The following is an 18,238-nucleotide window of genomic DNA, read 5'->3' as shown; positions in this document are numbered from 1 at the left end:
AACGACTTGCGGCTAGTTTCGGCCCAAACCCTTCGGGAGGGCCGCATGACCATTCTCGTCATCGATGACGAATCCAGCGTTCGCGATGCCTATCGCCTGCTCTTCTCCGGTCCCGAGGCCGCCCGCCCGGTGTCTCAGGCTGATGCCTTGGCGGAAGAGTTGTTCGGGGCAACCCCCGCGTATCCCCGGACCGCGGCGCCAACGGGGGGCGAGGTCAGTTTTGCCGCGCAAGGGCTGGAAGGGGTCGAGCTTGCGGCCCGGGCCCTGCAGGAAGGAAACCCCTTCAAGGTCGCCTTTGTCGATGTGCGCATGCCGCCCGGGATCGACGGCAAGGAAACCGCCCGCCGTCTGCGCGCGATCGACCCTGATCTGAATATCGTCATCGTCTCTGCCTGGTCGGATCATTCGGTCACCGACATCGCCGCCGTTGCCGGGCAGGCCGACAAGATCTTTTATATCTGTAAGCCCTTCGAACCCGACGAAGTGCGCCAGATGGCCCGGGCGCTCAGCGAAAGATGGGACAATGATACCCGGCAACTGACGTTCCTGCGCGCGAAGATCGCCGAACTTGCCGCCAGCGAGGCCCGTGCCCAGCACATCGCCAATCATGATTTCCTGACCGGAGCGGCGAACCGGATGGCCTTTCAGAATGCGCTGATCGAGCGGCTTGACGCCGGAACCAGCGATCTTTTCGTGGCTTTTCTCGATCTCGACCACTTCAAGCATGTGAATGACACTTTCGGACATGATGCCGGAGACGAGGTGATCAGGATGGCTTGCGCCGCCTTTGTCGCCCGCGCGCCCGAAGGCACGATGGTGGCCCGGCTTGGCGGGGATGAATTCGGCGTGCTGCTGACGGGAATGGACCGGGATTCCGCATTGGCCACCTGTCACGGCCTGCTCGAAACCTGTTCGGGCGATTTCTCTGTCTTTGGCAATTCGGTCTTTGTCGGCGCGTCCTGTGGGTTGGTCGATTGCTCCTGCCATCCCAATTGCGATGCCGCCGATCTGATGCGTTTCGCCGATCTGGCGCTGTTTGCCGCCAAGCAGGATGGCGGGCAGACCGTGCGGGTCTTCGACAAGCAACTCGACGCCAGCCAGCAGTTTCGACAGCGGATCGAGGCGGGCCTGTTCTACGCGTTGGCAAGCGAAGAGCTTTCGATCCACTACCAGCCCATCGTCGCCTCGGACACGCTCGAAGTCGCGGGTTACGAGGCGCTTTTGCGGTGGAACAGCCGCGATTACGGCACCGTTCCCCCGGGCGTCTTCATGCCGATCGCCGAGGAAAGCCCGGTGACGCTGCTGCTGGGCGATTGGGTTGTCGAACAAGTGCTGCGCGATGCCCGCGGCTGGCCGGGCAAGTTCACCGCGATCAACTTTTCGCCCCGGCAATTCCAGCGTCAGGATTTCGTTGCCCGCCTTGCGGCCGAAGCCCGGCAAAACGGCATCGTGCCCGCGCAGATCCAGATCGAAGTGACTGAAAGCACGCTGCGCTCGCATGCCCGACAAAGCCGCAAGATCGTCGATGAACTGCGGGCACAGGGCTTCCGGGTCGCGATCGATGATTTTGGCACGGGCGCCTCCAGCATCGCAAATCTGAAGGATCTGTCCGTCGACGCGATCAAGATTGACCGCAGTTTCATCGACGGCATGGACAGCGATCGGCCCTCGGCGGCAATCGTAACGGCGTTGTCGCATCTGGCCTCCGGACTCGGCCTCGAAGTCGTTGCCGAGGGGGTGGAGCGCATCTCTCAGCGCGATGTGCTGCGCCAACTCGGGTGTTCGCACCTGCAGGGCTTCCTGTTCGGACGCGGTCAGACGCTTGAGCGTGTGCTTTCGAGCGGTGCGGCCGAGGTGGAGCCAGTCCGCAGCGTGGCGGGCTGAGGCGGCGGGATGCGCCTGCCCCGGCTCCGCCCCACAAGCCTTCGCGCCGCGCTGGTTTTCGATTTGGCGGTGATCGGGGTCAGCGCTGCGGCGTTGATCATTGCAGTGCTCAGCCTGATGATCCAGCGCAGTTTCGGTGATCTTGAAGCCGCGGATGTGGCGCGTAACATCGATCGGGCACGTGCCGCCTTGATCGCCGATCTTGGCGCGACCGAGGCGCATGTCCTCGACTGGGGGATCTGGGACGAAACCTACGCCTATCTGCAGGCTTTCGACACGCGCTACGAGGGGCGGAACATCAATCTTGTCTCCTTCGCCAACGCAGAAATCAGCTGTGCCGCCTATCTGCGCGATGATGGTAAGGGGCAACGCAGCTTCTGCTTCAATACCGAAAGCGGTGCGGTCGACCCCGGTCTTGCCCAGATTTTCGAGAGAGACTTCCGCACGATACCATTGCAGCCCCTGCCCGACCGCGAAGAGGCGCAGGTGGGCTATTGGTCGCAGAACGGGGAACTTTTTGCCGTTGCCAGCACGCCGGTGCTGCGCAGCGATGGGTCCGGCACCGCCGAAGGCAAGCTGGTCTTCCTGCATCGGATCGACGCACGGACTCTGGCAGAGGCGCTGCAGGTTCCGGTCAGGTTGAGCTTCATCGCATTGAGCGAAACCGTGCAGATCACTGAGGCAGACAAGGTTCTGAACATTGCGGTTCCGGTGACGATGGCTTCCGGTGCGCCTGTTGCAATGCTGCAGTTCGACCTGCCCCGACAGATGCTGGCTGCGGGCGAGCGGTTGCGGGATCTGACGATCGTGGCGATGCTCGGCTTGCTTGTGGCTTTGATTGGGCTGCTTGGGCGGCGGCTTTCCACGCATGTTCTGGCGCCAATCCGGGCCTTTCGCGATCATGTCGGCCAGATCCGGAACGAAGGAGAGCTGGTGCCGCTTGCGGGGCCATCCCGGGCCGATGAAATCGGCGCCTTGCAATGGGAATTCAATGCGATGGCGAACGAGCTCGAGGCTTTGAGGCTCAGCCATGCGGCACAGTCCTTCGCGCTCGGACGGGAACAGAATGCGAGCGGGCTTTTGCATAATCTGCGCAACAGTCTCAGCCCCGTCCGGGTGATCCTCTCCGATCTCGAGCGCCACCTCGGGGCCTCGCCCCCGCCCGAATCTGATCGGGCCCGTGCCGAATTGGCGGATCCGCAGACGGCGGCCGAGCGTCGGTTGCGTCTGGTCGCTTATCTCGATGCGCTTGAGGCGGATCGCAAGGACCGGTCCGCACAGGCACGGGGCTTGGTGCAAGAGGCGGGGCGGTGTCTTTCCGAGGCGCTTGAGGCGATGCGGGCGCCGCGCGACCCTGAAAAGATGAACCGTGACGAGGCCTGCGATCTGGCGCGTCTGCTGGCCCATGCGGCGACGGCGGCCCGGTTCATCGACGGGCCGAAGCTTGATTTGATCCTCGAATGTCCGCCGGGTCTGCAGGTGCGCGGCAACCGGGTGTTGTTGGCGCAGGTGCTGGAAAATCTTGTCGTCAATGCGACCGAGGCGATCCGCGCCACCGGACGCGCGACGGGCCGGATCGATATCACCGTCAGCCCGGACGAGAAGACCGGGCGTTGTCTCGTCTTGCTGCGCGATGACGGCGATGGTTTCGATGAGCCGACCGGCGCGCGGCTGTTCGAGCGCGGTTTTTCCACGCGCACCAACAAACGCGGCGGGCTGGGGCTGCATTGGTGCGCCAATACGCTGGCCGCGCTGGGCGGTAGCGTGACGCTGACAAGCCCCGGACCCGGGCGGGGCGCGGTGGCACGTCTTGATCTGCCGCTCATCGCCGCCGCCCGCCCGTTGCGCCGGGCGGGGTGAGGTCTCAGCGCGCGCCCGCCTCGAAGGTCTGCCAGCAGATCGGCGAGCCGACCCCGACCCGTGTTGTCTCGGCCGAGACGAAGCCCAGGCCATCGGCTTCGGCCAGCGGGAACAGCGTCGCCGAGGCGCCTTCGCCCAAGCGATGCACCACCGGCAGGCCGTCGATCTCGCGGTTGCCAAGCCGGATCGGGAAGATCTCTGCCCGGCCCGGCTTGCGGGTCCAGTCGAACCCGGCCCGCCCGGCGCAATGGAAAAGCGGCGCCGGAACCGCGCCTTTCAGCCGGGCGATCTGCGCCGAGACGAACAGGGTGAAGCCGACGAGCGCCGAGAAGGGATTGCCCGGAAGCCCGGTCACCGCGGCGTTGCCCAGACGGCCGAACATCACCGGCTTGCCGGGTTTGAGCGCCACTTTCCAGCCGTCGATCTGGCCTCCGGCGGCGATCAGCGCCGGGCGCAGATGATCCCGCCCGCCCATCGACACCGCCCCCGAGGTGACGATCAGATCATATTGCCCCTGCAGGCTGAGGAATTTCGCCAGCGTCGCTTCGGCATCGTCGGGCAGGATGCCGTGATCATCGACCTCGGCCCCGGCGCCGCGGGCCAGCGCGATCAGCATCGGCCGGTTCACATCGGGCATCGTATCCCCGGAGCCGCCCTCGGCGCCCGGGCGATGCAACTCGTCGCCGGTCGAGAGGATCGCCAGACGCGGGCGGCGCACGACCTCGACGGCAGTCACGCCGTTCGAGGCGAGCAGGCCAATGTGATGCGCCCGGATTCGCGTGCCGCGGCGCAACAGCAGCCCGCCCTCGGGCTGTTCCGACCCCACGGCGCGGATATGCGTTCCCGGCGCGGGGGGGGTTGTCAGCTGCACCTCGGTCCCGGTCTCGGTCACCTCTTCGACCGGCACGACGGCATCGGCGCCCTCGGGGATCTGCGCGCCGGTAAAGATGCGCAGCGCGGCGCCTTCGGGCAGCGCGGGCGCCTGCATTCCGGCGGCAACCGTGCCGGCAATGGGCAAGGTCAGACCCTTGGCCAGATCGGCGGTGCGCAGGGCAAAGCCATCCATCGCCGAGCGCGCGGCGCGGGGCAGGGCAATCTCGGCGCGCAGGCTGGTGGCCGAGGTCCGCCCCGCCACATGCGTCAGATCGAGCATTTCGATGCCGCTGAGCGGCGCGACCAGTCCGCAGGCCAGTCGGCGGGCGGAATCAAGGTCGAGCATCGCGGATGCCGGGTGATCGAGTGCGGGCATCTGCCTTCCTTTCGTGTCGGACCGGCCGTCGCTGCGGCGCGGCAGGCCGGGAAAAGCGGGGTGGAAACCATCCCGGTCGGGTCCTGCGGTCTGGATCGGAAGCGAGGGGCTCCGCGCCGCGGCCCGGTCGAGAGCATCGGAGCCATGCGTCGGAAGGTCAACCTCCGCCGCTTGCGATATTTTCTCCTCGCCCTGTGCGGGAAAACCGGCTTCGGCAGTTGCGCGAGATGTTGTGTGGCTGCCTGCAATCGCGGCACTGGCTCCCGGTGATCCCGGTTTTTTCACCCGGTTCCGGCTTGACGCTTGCAAGATAAATGCAATCGGTTTCTCAGTGACAGAAAGCTGACATTGATTCGCGGAGCCGATCCTGAGCGACACCGACCAACAGCCTCTGCGCGCGCGGCTTGCGACGGCCGCCGAGACCGGCTCGCCGTCGATGCGGGCGATTGCCCATTTCATGCTGGCGCAGTTTCAGGACCTGCCCTTCGAGACCGCGGCGACACTGGCGGCCAAGGTGCAGGTCAGCGAGGTCAGCATCGGGCGGTTCTGCCGGGCCATCGGCTATGCGAATTTCAAGGATCTGAAAGAGCATCTGAAGGATGACATTGGCGATCAGCCGTGGCTGATCAAGGATCGGCTCGACGCGCTACGCCGCGCCTCGGATCAGCGCGACGAACGGCTGTCGCAGGGGCTGAAGGCCGAGATCGCGGCGCTGGTGGGCGTTTACGAGCTGGCCCGGACCGAGGAATGGGGGCGGGTGGCGGCACGGTTTGCCCGGGCGCGGCGCGTGCTGGTGGCGGGGTTTCAGACCGAGCGTGGCCTTGCGCAATATTTCGCGGCGCAGATGCAATATGTCCGCCCGGGCGTGCAGGTTGTCGATCTCTCGGCGGGCAATTTCGCCGATGTGCTGACCGATCTGACCGCGCCCGCGCAGACCTGTCTCGCGATTTTCGAGGCACGCCGCTATGCGCGTCAGGCCTTGGTTCTGGCCCGCGAGGCGCAGGCGCGCGGCATTGCGGTGACGCTTTTCACCGACCGTTATTGCAGCTGGGGCGCCGATCACGCGACCGAGGTCTTCATGGTGGCGACCGAGGTGAACCAGTTCTGGGACTCGACCGCGCATCTGGCGCTGCTCGGTAATCTGATGATCAACGACATCTTCCTGACGCTCGGCGAGGGGGCCGAGACCCGTCTGAACGAAATCGCGCGGCTTTACGGCGCGTTCAGTGGCCATGTCGGCAATCCGCTGACACCGGTCGCGCAATAATCACCATCAACAGGGGAAAGACATGACACTTCGTTCGAAACTTCTGGCCTGTGCGATCGCCTTTCTGGCGATGGCAGGCACCGCGCAGGCCGAGAAACTGCGGCTTGGGACCGAGGGCGCCTATCCGCCCTTCAACTTCGTGCAGCCTGACGGCACGATCGCGGGCTTCGATCTCGATATTGGTCTGGAGCTGTGCAAACGCATCGGCGCCGAATGCGAGGTCGTCGCGCAGGATTGGGATGGCATCATCCCCGGGCTGATCGCGAACAAATACGACTTCATCATCGCCTCGATGTTCATCACCGAGGAACGCAAGAAGCAGGTGTCCTTCACCGATCCCTACTACAAGGCGGCGATGACGCATGTTGTTCCGAAAGATTCGGAAATTACCGAATTCACAAATGAGAGCCTGAAGGGCAAGGTCGTCGGCGCGCAATCGGGCACGACGCAGGCCGATTATGCGGTGAAGATGTATCCCGATGCCGACGTGCGGCTTTATCCGACGCAGGATGAGGCGAGCCTCGACATGGCGTCCGGGCGGCTTGACGTGATGGTGGGCGACATGCTGCCGCTTCTTGATTTCGTGCAAAAGACCGAAGACGGCAAATGCTGCAAGCTCGCCGGTGAGCCGATCACCGATCCGGCCTTTGTCGGCGAAGGTGTGGGCATCGCCGTGCGGCAGGAAGACAATGATCTGCGCGAGCGGCTGAACAAGGCGCTGGCCGAGATCCGCGCCGATGGCACCTACAAGAAGATCAACGACAAATACTTCTCGATCGACATCTATTCGATGAAGTGATCGCGGCCCCGGCCGAGGCGGCAGATGATGGAAACGCTGTTCTCATATGGCCCCCAAGGCTGGGGCGACGAACTCCTTGCGGGGTTGGGGGTGACGCTGCGGCTTGCGGCGGCCACCCTTCCCGTGGGGCTATTGCTGGGCTTCTTGGTGGCGGCGGCTTCGCTGTCGCGCCGCCCCGTGCTGCGGGCGATGGGCTGGGGTTACACGACGGTGATGCGCGGGATGCCCGAAATCCTGACGCTCTTCATCGTCTACAACGGGCTCGGGCTGGGGCTGAACCGCCTCCTCGACCATTTCGCGCCGCAGATCGGCGCGGTCGATTTTCCGCCCTTTGCCGCCGGGGTGATCGCGCTGGCGCTTGTCTTTGCCGCCTTCGCGGCCGAGGTTCTGCGCGGCGCCTTTCAGGCCGTGCCCGAGGGGCAGGTGCTTGCCGGGCTGGCCATCGGCATGACCTCCGCCCAGGTGTTCTGGCGCATCAAGCTGCCGCAACTGTGGCGTTTTGCACTGCCGGGCATGGGGAATCTCTGGCTCAATCTGCTCAAGGATACGGCGCTGGTTTCCGTCATTGCGCTTGATGATCTGATGCGGGCGACCAAGGTTGCTGTCGGCGTGACGAAGCAGCCTTTCACCTTCTATCTGGCCGCCTGCCTGATCTATTGGTTGCTCTGTCTTGGCTCGGAACTGGTGCTGACCCGGCTCGAGGCGCGGGCGAACCGTGGCGTGCGGAGAGCCTGAGATGAGCCTGATCGAAAGCCTCTCAGCCAATCTGCCGAAGCTGCTCGACGGGGCGGAAACGACCTTGGTCTTGACCGGCCTTGGCGCGACGCTGGCCGCCGTCTTCTCGCCCGGTCTGGCGCTGATCCGCCTGTTCGGGCCAACCGCGGCCAGGATGCTGTTGCGCGCCTATATCTCCTTCGTGCGCGGCACGCCGCTCTTGGCGCAACTCTTCCTCGTCTTCTACGGTTCGGGGCAGTTCCGCGCCGAGCTGACCGGGCTTGGCCTTTGGTCCTTTTTCCGCGATCCGTTCAACTGCGCGGTGCTGGTCTTCGTGATCAACTCCTGCGCCTATCAGACCGAAATCCTGCGCGGCGGGATCGAGGCCGTCCCCCCCGGCGAGATCGAGGCCGCCCGCGCCATCGGCATGACCCGTGCGCGCGTGCTGGCCCGGGTGATCTTCCCGCATGCCTATCGCATCGCCTGGCCCGCACTCGGCAACGAAGTGATCTTGCTGATGAAGGCCTCGGCGCTGGCGTCGATCGTCACCGTTTTCGATCTGATGGGGCGCACGCGGCAGATCTTTTCGCGCAGTTTCGAATTCTCGGTCTATTTCGAAGCCGCGGCGCTTTATCTGATGATCACGGTCATCTTCGTCTTTCTGTGGCGGCAGACCGAACGCCGCCTGACCCGCCACATGCGCCGTACGCAAGGAAGCTGAGCCATGCCCCCGAAAATCGCAACCGATCTGGTGCTGAGCGCGCAGGATATTCACAAGAGCTTCGGCCCGCAGGAGGTGCTGAAAGGCATCACCCTTGGCGCGCGCAATCATGATGTGATTTCGATCCTGGGCACGTCGGGCTCGGGAAAATCGACATTTCTGCGCTGCCTGAATTGTCTGGAAATTCCGAATTCCGGTTCTATCGCCGTGCATGGCGAGGAAATCGTCTTTCGCAATGGCCGCATCGGCGATCAGCGCCAGATCGAACGGTTGCGCCGCCATCTTGGCATGGTGTTCCAGCAGTTCAACCTCTGGACCCATCGCACCGTGCTGGAAAACGTCATGGAAGGCCCGGTGCAGGTCAAGCGGATGCCGAAAGCCGAGGCTCGCGATCTGGCCGAGGCGCTTCTGGCCCGCGTGGGCCTTGCCGACCGGATGGGCCATTATCCGGCGATGCTGTCGGGTGGGCAGCAGCAGCGCGTGGCGATTGCGCGCGCGCTGGCGATGGAGCCCGACGTGATCCTGTTTGACGAGCCGACCTCGGCACTTGATCCGGAACTGGTGGGTGAGGTGCTGAAGGTGATGCAGGATCTGGCCGCCGAAGGGCGCACGATGATCGTCGTCACCCATGAAATGGCCTTCGCCCGCGACGTCTCGACCGAGGTTGTCTTCCTGAACGAGGGCCGAATCGCCGAACAGGGCCCGCCCGACAAGCTGTTCGACCACCCCGAAACCGAGGTGTTCGCCCGTTTCATCTCCAAAACCCGCCGAGACTTCGCATGACCCAAGCCTTTGCCGGGGTGACGATCGACAGCGCGGAGCTGCGCGTCGTGCACCTGCCGCTGATCACCCCTTTCACCGTCTCGAACCAGACCCTGACCGACAAGACCTTTCCGCTGCTGACGCTGCGCGCCGATGGCATCGAGGGCTATGGCGAGGGGGTGATGGACCCCTATCCCGACTATCTGGAAGAAACCCTGCCCGGGGCGCTCGCCTTCCTGCGTGATCTGATCCTGCCGCAGATCGTCGGCAAGCGGATCGGCAACCCGGCCGAGTTGACGGCGCTGCTGGCCCCCTGGCGCGGTCACAAGATGAGCAAGGCGCTGGTCGAGCTGGCGTTCTGGGATCTGTGGACGAAGGCCTTGAACCTGCCGCTTTGTGCGGCCCTGGGCGGGGTGCGCGACGCCGTGCCGGTGGGGGTGTCGCTGGGCATCACGCCGATCGACCGCACGCTTGAGCGCATCGCCGAGGCCGAGGCGGCGGGCTACAAGCGCATCAAGTTGAAGGTGGCGCAGGGGCATGACCTGAAGCTGCTCGAAGCGGTCCGGCGCGATTTTCCGACCGTCAAGCTGACGGTCGATGCGAACACGGCCTACGGTCTGGCCGATCTGGCGACGCTGCGGGCGATGGATCGCTTCGATCTCGACTACATCGAGCAGCCCTTGGCGGTCGATGACATCCACGATCATGCTTTGGTGCAGCGCGAGATTGCGACCGCGATCTGTCTGGATGAATCGATCCGCACGCCTGCCGATTGCCGCAAGGCGCTGGCGGCCGGGGCGGCGCGGGTGATCAACATCAAGGTTGGTCGGGTCGGTGGGTATACGGCGGCCAAGGCGATTCATGACGTGTCCGAGGCGTTCGGCGCTCCGGTCTGGTGCGGCGGGATGCTCGAAAGCGGGATCGGGCGGGCGCATAACATCCATCTGGCGACGCTGCCGAATTTCACCAAACCGGGCGATACCTCCTCGGCCAGCCGCTATTTCCATCGCGATATCATCGCCGAACCGCTGGAAGCGACGGAGGGTCTGATGCCGGTGCCGGGCAACGGGGCGGGAATCGGGGTCACACTCGACCGGCCGTTCCTGAACACCGTCACCCGTTCGACCGAGGAGTTCCGCCCATGACCTCCGGGGTGATCCTGCGCGAACTGAACGGCGTCGCCGAATTGCAGCAGGCTGAACGGTTTCAGGTCGAAGTCTGGGGCGAGGGCGAGCGGCCCGACAACAGCGACATCATGCTGGCGCTGCAACACGAAGGCGCGCTGGTGGCGGGGGCGTTTGCGGGCGACCGGATGCTCGGGTTTCTGTTCGGTTTTCCGAGTGCGACGCCCGGGGTGCAGCATTCGCACCGGCTGGCGGTGTCGGAACAGGCGCGCGGGCTGGGGCTGGGCGCGCGGCTGAAATGGTTTCAGCGCGACTGGTGTCTGGCGCGCGGCATCACGCGGGTGCGCTGGACCTATGATCCGTTGCGCGCGATCAATGCCGGGCTGAACATCGCGGTTCTGGGGGCCACGGCGCGCGAATATCTGCCTGATTATTACGGCCCGATGCCGGGGATCAACGCGGGCCTGCCGTCTGATCGGGTGATGGCGGTCTGGCAACTCGACGCGCCCCGCGTTGTCGCCCGGGCCGCCGGGCAATCGTTGCCGACGCCCTTCGCCAGTCTTGAGGCAGAGATCCCCGCCGATATCGACGCGTTGCTGCTTGCCGATCCCGAACAAGCCTTGGCCGAGAGGCTGCGGCTGCGCGAGAGCCTTCAGACGGCTTTCGCGGCCGGGCTGAGCGTCCTCGGTTTCGATCGCAAACGGCATCGCTATCTGCTTGGACGGATTGCGAATCTCGTCTCTACTGGGGGCTGAGCCACGTTACATAGACAGGGCCGCGATCTGCGCCGTCGTCATCACCCCGCGTTGGCTGTCGGTGAAGGCGGTCACCTGCGTTCCGGTCAGGGCCTTGATGTCGGCGGTTTCCAGTGCGGTCACCTGATCGATGGTCAGGGCGGCGATCTGCGATGTTGTGAAACCGGCCATTTGATTGGTCCGCAGCGCCCAGATGGCTTGCGTGCTGAGCGCTGCGACCGAGGCGGTGCTCAAGGCGTGGATCTGCGCGGTCGTCAGGCTGGCGACCTGCGATGTCAGCAGGGCGGCCGCCTGCGCGCTGGCCAAAGATCCGATCTGCGCCGTTCCGATCCCGACGATGGCCGAGGCGGTGATCCGCGGGATGTCTTCGGTTTCGATCGCCCGCACCTGCTGCGTTGAAAAGGCGGCGAGCTGGCTCGCCGTCAGGCAACCGACCTGCGCCGTGGTCAGCGCCCGTACATCGGCCGTCGAGAGGGCCGTCAGCGCCTGAGTGGACAACGATGCGATGGCGCCGGTGCTGATCGCGGCGATCTGAGCGGTCGAGAAGGCCGCAAGCTGTGTCGAGCTGAGCGCCCGGATTGTCGTGGCGGCAATCGCCCGCACCTGATCTGTGCTCAGTGTCGCAGCCTGCTGCGTCTTCAAGCCGGTGATTGCAGCGACACCGAGCCGACCCATTTGCGTCGCGGTGATTGCCGCGATCTGCGCCGTGTCGAGACAGCCGATCTGCGCCGAGCCAAGCCCCCCAAAGGCTGTTGCCGAGAGCTGCGCCAGATCTTCGGTTTCGATCGCGGCGATCTGCGTGGTGCTGAGGGATGCAAGCTGTTTCGAGGTCAGAACTGCGGCCTGCGATGGGGTCAGCGCCGCGATCTGTTCTGTCGACAGGCCCTGCAGGGCAAGCGTCGAGAGGGCCGGAATCGCATTGGTGGCGAGCGCGGCGATCTGTGCCGTGGTAAAGGCGGCCAGTTGCGTCGAGGTGAAGGACTGCGCGGCCGAAACCGCAATGGCGCGGATTTGCCCGGTCGTCAGGGCGGCGATCTGTGTTGTGCTGAGGCCGGAGATGGCGGTCAGCGACAGCCGTGCGATCTGGGTTTCGGAGAAGGCGGCGATCTGGGCGGTCGAAAGACTTGCCATCTGGGCCGAACCGATCCCGGCCAAGGCGGTGAGCGCAATCTCGGCCATGTCCGCGCTTTCGATCGCGGCGATCTGGGCACTGGTCAGCGCGGCAATCTGCGATGAACTCAGCCGCCCGATCTGCGTGCCGGTGAGGGCGACCATGTCCGAGGTGTCGAGCCCGGCCATGGCCGCGGTGTTCAGGCCCGGAATGGCGGTCGTGCTCAGCGCGGCGATCTGGTTGCTGCGGAAGGCGGCCAGCTGCGCCGATCCGATTGCGGAAACCGCCACGCTTGAAAGCGCCGCCACCTGACCCGTCGTCAGCGACAGGATCTGCTGCGTCGTCAATCCGCGGATCGCCGCTGTGGTCAGGCGTGCGATCTGCGCCGTGGTCAGCGCACGCAGTTGCGTCGTGGCAAGGCTGGCCATCTGCGTCGATGTGATCCCGCCGATCGCCGAGAGCGAAAGCTTCGCGATATCAGCGGTTTCAAGGGCTGCAAGTTGTGCCGTGCCGAGGGCTGCCAGCTGCAGCGAGCTCAACCGTGCCGCCTGCGCCGTGGTCAAGGCGGCGATATCCTCGGTGGCAAGGCCGCGCAGGGCGGCGGTGGACAGGGCGCCGATCGCCGCGGTCGAGATCGCCGCCACCTGCGTTGTCGAGAGCGCAGCCACTTGCGTCGAGCTCAGCGCTTGCAGCGCCGCAGAGGCGATCTGCGTCACATCCTCCTCCTCGAAGGCCGCAATCTGGGTCGTCGAGAGGGCTGCGATCTGTGTCGAGCTGAGCCGCCCGACCTGTGTCGTTGTCAGGCTTGCGATATCGTCCGTTGCAAGACCCTGCAACGCTGCAGTGGTCAATGCGGCAATCGCCGAGCTGCTCAGCGCCGCGATCTGTTCCGTTGTCATTGCCGCGATCTGCGTCGAGCCAAGCCCTTTCGCCGCCGCGCCGGACAGAAGTTGCACCTGATCCGTCGTCAGCGCCGAAATCTGCAGTGTCGACAGCGCGGCAACCGCCGCTGTCGAAAGCCGTTCGAACCGGGAGGCGCCCAGAGCCACGATCTGCGCCGTGCTCAGCCCCGGCATCTGGGCCGACCCGATCCCGGCCACCGCCGTGCTTGAAATCCGGCCGAAATCTTCGATTTCAAGGGCCCCGATCTGGGTCGAGCTGAGAGCTGCCATCTGGGTCGAGGTCAGCGCCGCCACCGCACTGTCGTTCAGCGCGGCAATGTCGGCCGTGCCAAGTCCGGCCAGCGCTGCAGTCGCGAGCGCGGCTACGGCCACCGAGCCGAGCGCCGCGACCTGATCCGTGGTGAATGCCGAGAGTTGCGTCGAGCTTAGCGTGCGCGCCGCCGCGGCCGAGAGGGCGCCGATCTGCTCGATCGACAGCGCCGCCAGCTGTGCGGTGCTCAGCCCAAGGATGGCTGCCGTGCTCAGCCGTGCCACCTGATCCTGAGTCAGGGCGACGATCTGGGTGGTGCTTAGTCCGCCGATCTGACGCGAGCCCAGACCGGTCATCGCCGTGGCGGAGAGCTGGCCAAGATCGGCGGTTTCGATCGCGCCGATCTGCGCATTGCTCAACGCCGCGATCTGCGAGGCGGTGAGTGCGGCCACGGCATCGCCGCTCAACGCGACGACATCGGCGGTCGAGAGCCCGGCGAGTGCGGCAGTGCCCAGACGGCTCAGCGCCGCGGTCGAGAGCGCCGCAATCTGACCGGTGGAGAGGGCCGCGATCTGCGCCGAGGTCACCCCGGGGGCCGCCGAGGACGAAAGCGCACCCAGCTGATCGTCGGACAGGCTGGCGAATTGCGTGGTGCTGAGGCCCGCAAGCGCGACACTGGCCAGCGCGGCAATCTGCTCGTTCGATAGACAGGCAAGCTGTGCGGTGGACAGCACTTTCGACTGCGCCGAGGTCAGGCCGCGAATGGCCGAGCTTGACACCTGTGCCAGATCCTCGGTGGCGAAGGCGGCGATCTGTTGGGTCGTCAGGGCCCTGATGTGCCGCGAGGCCAGCGCTGCCGCCTCATCGAGGGTCAGCGCGACAATATCCGCCGTTCCGAATCCGGCGAGAGCTGTCGTGGTCAGGGCAGAGATGGCCGCAGTCGAGAGCGCCGCGATCTGCGCGGTCGAAAGCGCGTTGATCTGGGTAGAATCGATGCCCGCCCCGCTGACCGAGGACAGGGCCCCCAGTTGATCGGCGCTGAAGCCCGCGAATTGTGTCGTGCTCAGCGCACCGATGGCGGTGGCGCTCAGGTTGGCGACCTGTTCTGTTCCGAGGGCCGCAATCTGGCTCAGACTCAAACCCTTGACCTGGTTCGAACCGAGACCCGGAATGGCCGTGGTGGACAGTTGCGCGAGGTCGTCGGTCTCCAGCGCGGCGATTTGCGTTGAACTGAGGGCGGCCAGCTGGGCAAGTGTCAGCGCGCCGGCCTGAACGCCGGTCAGCGCCGCGATGGCCGCCGTACCAAGCCCCTTCAGCGCCGCCGTTCCCAGCGCGGCCAGCGCCTCGGTGTTGAAAGCGGCGATCTGTGCGGTGCTGAGCGCTGCGATCTGCCCGGAGCGCAACGCCAGCGCGGCCGCGCCCGAGACGGCAGAGATCTGTTCGGTCGTCAGCCCGGCGATCTGGCTGGTGCTCAGACCGGCAATGGCGGTGCTCGAGAGGCTGGCGATGAGGTCTGTGCCCAGCACGCCGATCTGCGCGCCGCTCAGGCTGCGCAGCTGCGCCGAGCCGAGCCCGGCCAGCGCCTCTGTCGAAAGCCGGGTCAGATCGTCGACTTCGATCGCCTGCAGTTGTGTCGTGCTCAGTGCCGCCAGCTGTTTCGAGGTCATCGCCGCCACCTGATCGCCGGTCAGTGCCACGATGTCGTCGGTGGCCAGGCCCTTCAGTGCGACCGTGCTCAGCGCGGCGAAGCTTGCTGTCGACAGGGCGGCAATCTGCGTGGTGCCAAAGGCGGCGATCTGTAGCGAGCCAAGACCGCCCACCGCCGCGCTGGTCAGGGCCGCGATCTGATCGGTGCTCAGGCTGGCAAGCTGTGCCGTGGCAAAGGAGGCCACCGCGCCTGAGGTCAGCGCCGCGATCTGATCGGACAGCAGCGCCGCAATATGACGTGTCGAAAGCCCTTTGACCTGTGTCGATCCAAAGCCCGTCAGCGCATCGGCACTGAACCGGATCAGGTCGCGGGTCTCCAGCGCGGCGACCTGCGTGCTCGACAAGGCGGCCAGCTGCTCCGACCCCAGAGCCGTTGCCTGCACCGTGTTCAGCGCGGCGATGTCATCGGTGCCCAACCCCTTGATCGCACTCGAACTCAGGGCATTGAGAAAGGCGGTGTTCATCGCCGAGATCTGCGTCGTGCTCAGCGCGGCCACCTGGGTCGAGGTCAGCCCGCGCGCCGCACTGCTTGACAGTGCGCGGATCTGTGGGACCGAGAAGCTGGCAATCTGTGTCGTGGTCAGGCCCGGCATCGCCGTGCTTGTCAGGCTCGCGACCTGCCGGGTTGACAGGGCGGCGATCTGGGAAGTGGACAATCCCGCGATGGCGGCAGATCCAAGCCCGGCAAGGCTGGCAGAGCTGATCTGAGCCAGATCGGCGGTTTCGAAAGCGGCCAGCTGCGTGCTGGTCAGCGCCCCGATCTGCACCGACCCGAGCCGAGAGGCCTGGGCGGTCGTGAGGGCGACGATATCCGCGGTGGTGAGCCCCCGGATGGCGCCGGTGCTCAGCGCGGCCAGCGTGGTCGAGGCCAGCGCTGCGATCTGCGCCGTGCTCAGCACGGCAGCCTGCGCCGAGGTCATCCCGGCCATGGCGGTGCTCGACAGGGCACCGATTTGCGCGGTCGTCAGCTTGGTGATCTGGGTCGTGCTCAGCCCGGACAGTGCCGCGCTGCCCAGCCCGGCGATCTGGCCGGTACCAAGCGCCGCGATCTGCGCGGTCGTCAGTGCGCGTGCCTGGGCCGAAGTCAGCCCCGCAAGGGCCGAAGAGCTGAGTTTCGCAATATCTTCCGTCTCGAAAGCTGCGATCTGCGTGGTCGTCAGCGATGCGATCTGCGCCGATTTCAGCGCTGTCGCCTGCGCTGTCGTCAGCGCTTCGATATCCTCGACCGCAAATCCGCGCAGCCCCGCGGTCGACATCCCCGCCATCGCGGCGGTGTTGAGCGCGATGATCTGGTTCGTCTCCAGCGCCGCGATCTGTGCCGATCCAAGTCCTGCTGCCGCCCCGCTGGTGATCGCCGCGAGCTGGCTGGTGGTCAGTGCCGCGAATTGCGAGGTGCCGAACCCGCCGATCGCCGCGCTTGTCAGCCCGGCCATGATTGCGGTGCCCAGAACGGCCACCTGCGCCGTGTCGAGGGCTGCAATCTTCGTGGCGTCGAGCCCCGCCGCCGCTTCGCCGGACAGATGGGCAAGATCCGCGGTTTCCATCGCCGCGATCTGTTCGGTTGACAACGCCGCGACCTGTTCCGCGGTCATCGCAGCCACTTGCGAGGTGGTCAGCGCGACAATGTCTTCGGTCGCAAGCCCCGACAAGGCCCAGGTGCCAAGCGCGGCAAAGGCATCGCTGCCAAGCGCCGCGACCTGCGCCGTTGTCAGAACGTCGATCTGTGCCGAACTCAGCGATTCCGCCGCGGACTCGGTCAGCGCCGCGATCTGCGTCGTGCTGAGCGCTGCAAATTGCGTGGTCGAAAGCGCAGCCGCCTGCGTGCTGGTCAGTGCGGCCATCTCGATCGTGCTCAGTGCGGCGATGTCCTCGGTCGTCATGCCTTTCAGCGCCGCCGTGCCGATGGCCGCAAAAGCCGTTCCGGCAAAAGCGCCGACCTGTTCGGCGGACATTGCGTCGATCTGTGCCGAGGTCAGCGCGCCCGCCGCCCGGCTTGACAGGGCGCGCAGCTGGGCGGTGGAAAAGGCGCTGATCTGATCGGTGGTCAGCCACTGGATCATGCTGCTCGACAGCCCGGCCATCTGGTCGGTCGACAGCGCCGCAAGCTTGTCGGTCGACAGGCTGCGGATCTGTGCGGAACCGAGCCCGGCCAGAGCGGCGGTGTTCAGATGCGCGAAATCGGCGGTTTCAAAGGCGGAAAGCTGGTCGGTGCTGAAAGAGGCAAGCTGGGTTGCCGTCAGAGCGCTGGCTTCGTCCGCGGTCAGCGCCACGACATCCTCGGTCCCGAAACCGCGAAGCGCCGAAGTGCCAAGAGCCGCAATGGCCGATTCGCTCAGCGCGGCGATCTGTGCAGTCGCCAGGGACGAAAGTTGCGTCGAGCTCAGCGCGGCGGCGGCAGCGGCCGTCAGCGCGTTGATCTGATCGACGGTCAGCGCGGCGAACTGGCTCGTGGCAAGCGCGCGGATCTGCGCCGATGTCAGCCCCGCCACGGCCTTGGGGCCGATCATGGCCAGATCGGCGGTCTCGAACGCGCTGAGCTGCAACGTCGAAAGGGCGCCGACCTGTTCCGAGGTGAAAGCGGCGGCTTGTTCCGTGGTCAGCGCGACGATCGCCTCGGTCGAGAAGCCGCGCAGGGCGACCGTAGGCAGGACCGCAATCTGCTGGAAGGCGAAGGCGGCGATCTGGGCGGTGGTCAGCATCTGCACCTGCAGCGGTGACAGGCCCGACACGAATTCCGAGGAGAAGGCTTGAATCTGACCCGAGCTGAGGGCCTGCATCTGATCCGAGCTGACGCCGACGATGTCTCCGGTGGTGAGATCGGCAATCGCCGAAGTGGAGAGGGCCGCGATTTCGGCCGTCGTCATCGTGCTGAGAAGGGACATTCTGCCACTCACCCTGAAGGGGCCCGGTCGGGCCCGTGTCATGATCTGGCACCGCCATTCTGGAGCGCCGTGCGTCGATCTTCGTTCAGGGGTGTAAAGGAATGCCTAACTCCATGAAGACGAGGGAGTTTTTCCCGCTGAAACGATGCGGCAAGGCATCGCGGGCCTTTTTTTAAGGCCGAGCGACGCTCTGTTCCGGAACGCAGAAGGCGCGGGAGGGCTCTGATTTCGGGGAGGATTTCGCCCCTCGT

The 18,238-nt window shown here is 65.6% G+C and carries 11 protein-coding genes; 9 read left to right on the top strand and 2 right to left on the bottom strand.

Annotated elements, in window-relative coordinates; genetic code table 11:
- Positions 1–45: 45 nt before the first annotated feature.
- Positions 46–1,884, top strand: coding sequence for a putative bifunctional diguanylate cyclase/phosphodiesterase (locus ACTTAI_RS18865; RefSeq protein ID WP_444453027.1), 1,839 nt, complete (start codon positions 46–48; stop codon positions 1,882–1,884).
- Between the two features lie 9 nt (positions 1,885–1,893).
- Positions 1,894–3,744, top strand: coding sequence for a CHASE4 domain-containing protein (locus tag ACTTAI_RS18860; RefSeq protein WP_444453025.1), 1,851 nt, complete (start codon positions 1,894–1,896; stop codon positions 3,742–3,744).
- Between the two features lie 4 nt (positions 3,745–3,748).
- Here the strand turns inward: ACTTAI_RS18860 and ACTTAI_RS18855 are convergent, their stop codons facing one another.
- The gene (locus ACTTAI_RS18855) at positions 3,749–4,993 is read right to left on the bottom strand and encodes a molybdopterin molybdotransferase MoeA (RefSeq protein WP_444453023.1); all 1,245 of its coding nucleotides are present in this window, start codon (positions 4,991–4,993) and stop codon (positions 3,749–3,751) included.
- 436 nt (positions 4,994–5,429) lie between these two features.
- Here ACTTAI_RS18855 and ACTTAI_RS18850 point away from each other — a divergent pair, with 436 nt between their 5' ends.
- The 7 genes from ACTTAI_RS18850 to ACTTAI_RS18820 are packed head-to-tail and all read left to right on the top strand — an operon-like array spanning position 5,430 to position 11,135.
- Positions 5,430–6,260, top strand: a complete 831-nt coding sequence (locus tag ACTTAI_RS18850) for a MurR/RpiR family transcriptional regulator (protein WP_444453021.1) — start codon at positions 5,430–5,432, stop codon at positions 6,258–6,260.
- 22 nt (positions 6,261–6,282) lie between these two features.
- On the top strand, positions 6,283–7,059 hold the full coding sequence (locus ACTTAI_RS18845; RefSeq protein ID WP_444453019.1) for an ABC transporter substrate-binding protein: 777 nt from the start codon (positions 6,283–6,285) through the stop codon (positions 7,057–7,059).
- Positions 7,060–7,083: 24 nt separating this feature from the next.
- Positions 7,084–7,794, top strand: coding sequence for an ABC transporter permease (locus ACTTAI_RS18840; protein ID WP_444453017.1), 711 nt, complete (start codon positions 7,084–7,086; stop codon positions 7,792–7,794).
- A 1-nt stretch (position 7,795) separates the two neighbouring features.
- Entirely contained in the window at positions 7,796–8,494 is a 699-nt protein-coding gene (locus ACTTAI_RS18835) for an ABC transporter permease (RefSeq protein WP_444453015.1), read from the top strand.
- Positions 8,495–8,497: 3 nt separating this feature from the next.
- Complete coding sequence (locus ACTTAI_RS18830; protein ID WP_444453013.1) at positions 8,498–9,277, top strand: ABC transporter ATP-binding protein; 780 nt, start codon at positions 8,498–8,500, stop codon at positions 9,275–9,277.
- Positions 9,274–10,401 (top strand): o-succinylbenzoate synthase, encoded by a 1,128-nt coding sequence (gene menC, locus ACTTAI_RS18825; protein WP_444453011.1) that lies wholly within the window; start codon positions 9,274–9,276, stop codon positions 10,399–10,401. The genes ACTTAI_RS18830 and menC overlap by 4 nt, the downstream gene beginning before the upstream one ends.
- A complete protein-coding gene (locus ACTTAI_RS18820; protein WP_444453009.1) occupies positions 10,398–11,135 on the top strand; it encodes a GNAT family N-acetyltransferase in 738 nt (245 codons plus the stop codon). Before menC ends, ACTTAI_RS18820 begins: the two co-directional genes overlap by 4 nt.
- Positions 11,136–11,141: 6 nt before the next feature.
- Here the strand turns inward: ACTTAI_RS18820 and ACTTAI_RS18815 are convergent, their stop codons facing one another.
- Complete coding sequence (locus tag ACTTAI_RS18815) at positions 11,142–17,987, bottom strand: beta strand repeat-containing protein (protein WP_444453008.1); 6,846 nt, start codon at positions 17,985–17,987, stop codon at positions 11,142–11,144.
- Positions 17,988–18,238 lie beyond the last annotated feature (251 nt).

The sequence above is a fragment of the Rhodobacter capsulatus genome, assembly GCF_052363175.1.
In the GTDB taxonomy this organism is placed as follows: Bacteria; Pseudomonadota; Alphaproteobacteria; order Rhodobacterales; family Rhodobacteraceae; genus Rhodobacter; species Rhodobacter capsulatus_D.
This window is presented reverse-complemented; position numbering and strand designations above follow the sequence as displayed.

Coding starts and splice junctions, on each gene's coding strand:
- ACTTAI_RS18845 (WP_444453019.1), top strand. CDS start 6,283: ATGACACTTCGTTCGAAACTTCTGGCCTGTGCGATCGCCTTTCTGGCG.
- ACTTAI_RS18830 (WP_444453013.1), top strand. CDS start 8,498: ATGCCCCCGAAAATCGCAACCGATCTGGTGCTGAGCGCGCAGGATATT.
- ACTTAI_RS18815 (WP_444453008.1), bottom strand. CDS start 17,987: ATGTCCCTTCTCAGCACGATGACGACGGCCGAAATCGCGGCCCTCTCC.
- ACTTAI_RS18865 (WP_444453027.1), top strand. CDS start 46: ATGACCATTCTCGTCATCGATGACGAATCCAGCGTTCGCGATGCCTAT.
- ACTTAI_RS18860 (WP_444453025.1), top strand. CDS start 1,894: ATGCGCCTGCCCCGGCTCCGCCCCACAAGCCTTCGCGCCGCGCTGGTT.
- ACTTAI_RS18820 (WP_444453009.1), top strand. CDS start 10,398: ATGACCTCCGGGGTGATCCTGCGCGAACTGAACGGCGTCGCCGAATTG.
- ACTTAI_RS18840 (WP_444453017.1), top strand. CDS start 7,084: ATGATGGAAACGCTGTTCTCATATGGCCCCCAAGGCTGGGGCGACGAA.
- ACTTAI_RS18850 (WP_444453021.1), top strand. CDS start 5,430: ATGCGGGCGATTGCCCATTTCATGCTGGCGCAGTTTCAGGACCTGCCC.
- ACTTAI_RS18835 (WP_444453015.1), top strand. CDS start 7,796: ATGAGCCTGATCGAAAGCCTCTCAGCCAATCTGCCGAAGCTGCTCGAC.
- ACTTAI_RS18855 (WP_444453023.1), bottom strand. CDS start 4,993: ATGCCCGCACTCGATCACCCGGCATCCGCGATGCTCGACCTTGATTCC.
- menC (WP_444453011.1), top strand. CDS start 9,274: ATGACCCAAGCCTTTGCCGGGGTGACGATCGACAGCGCGGAGCTGCGC.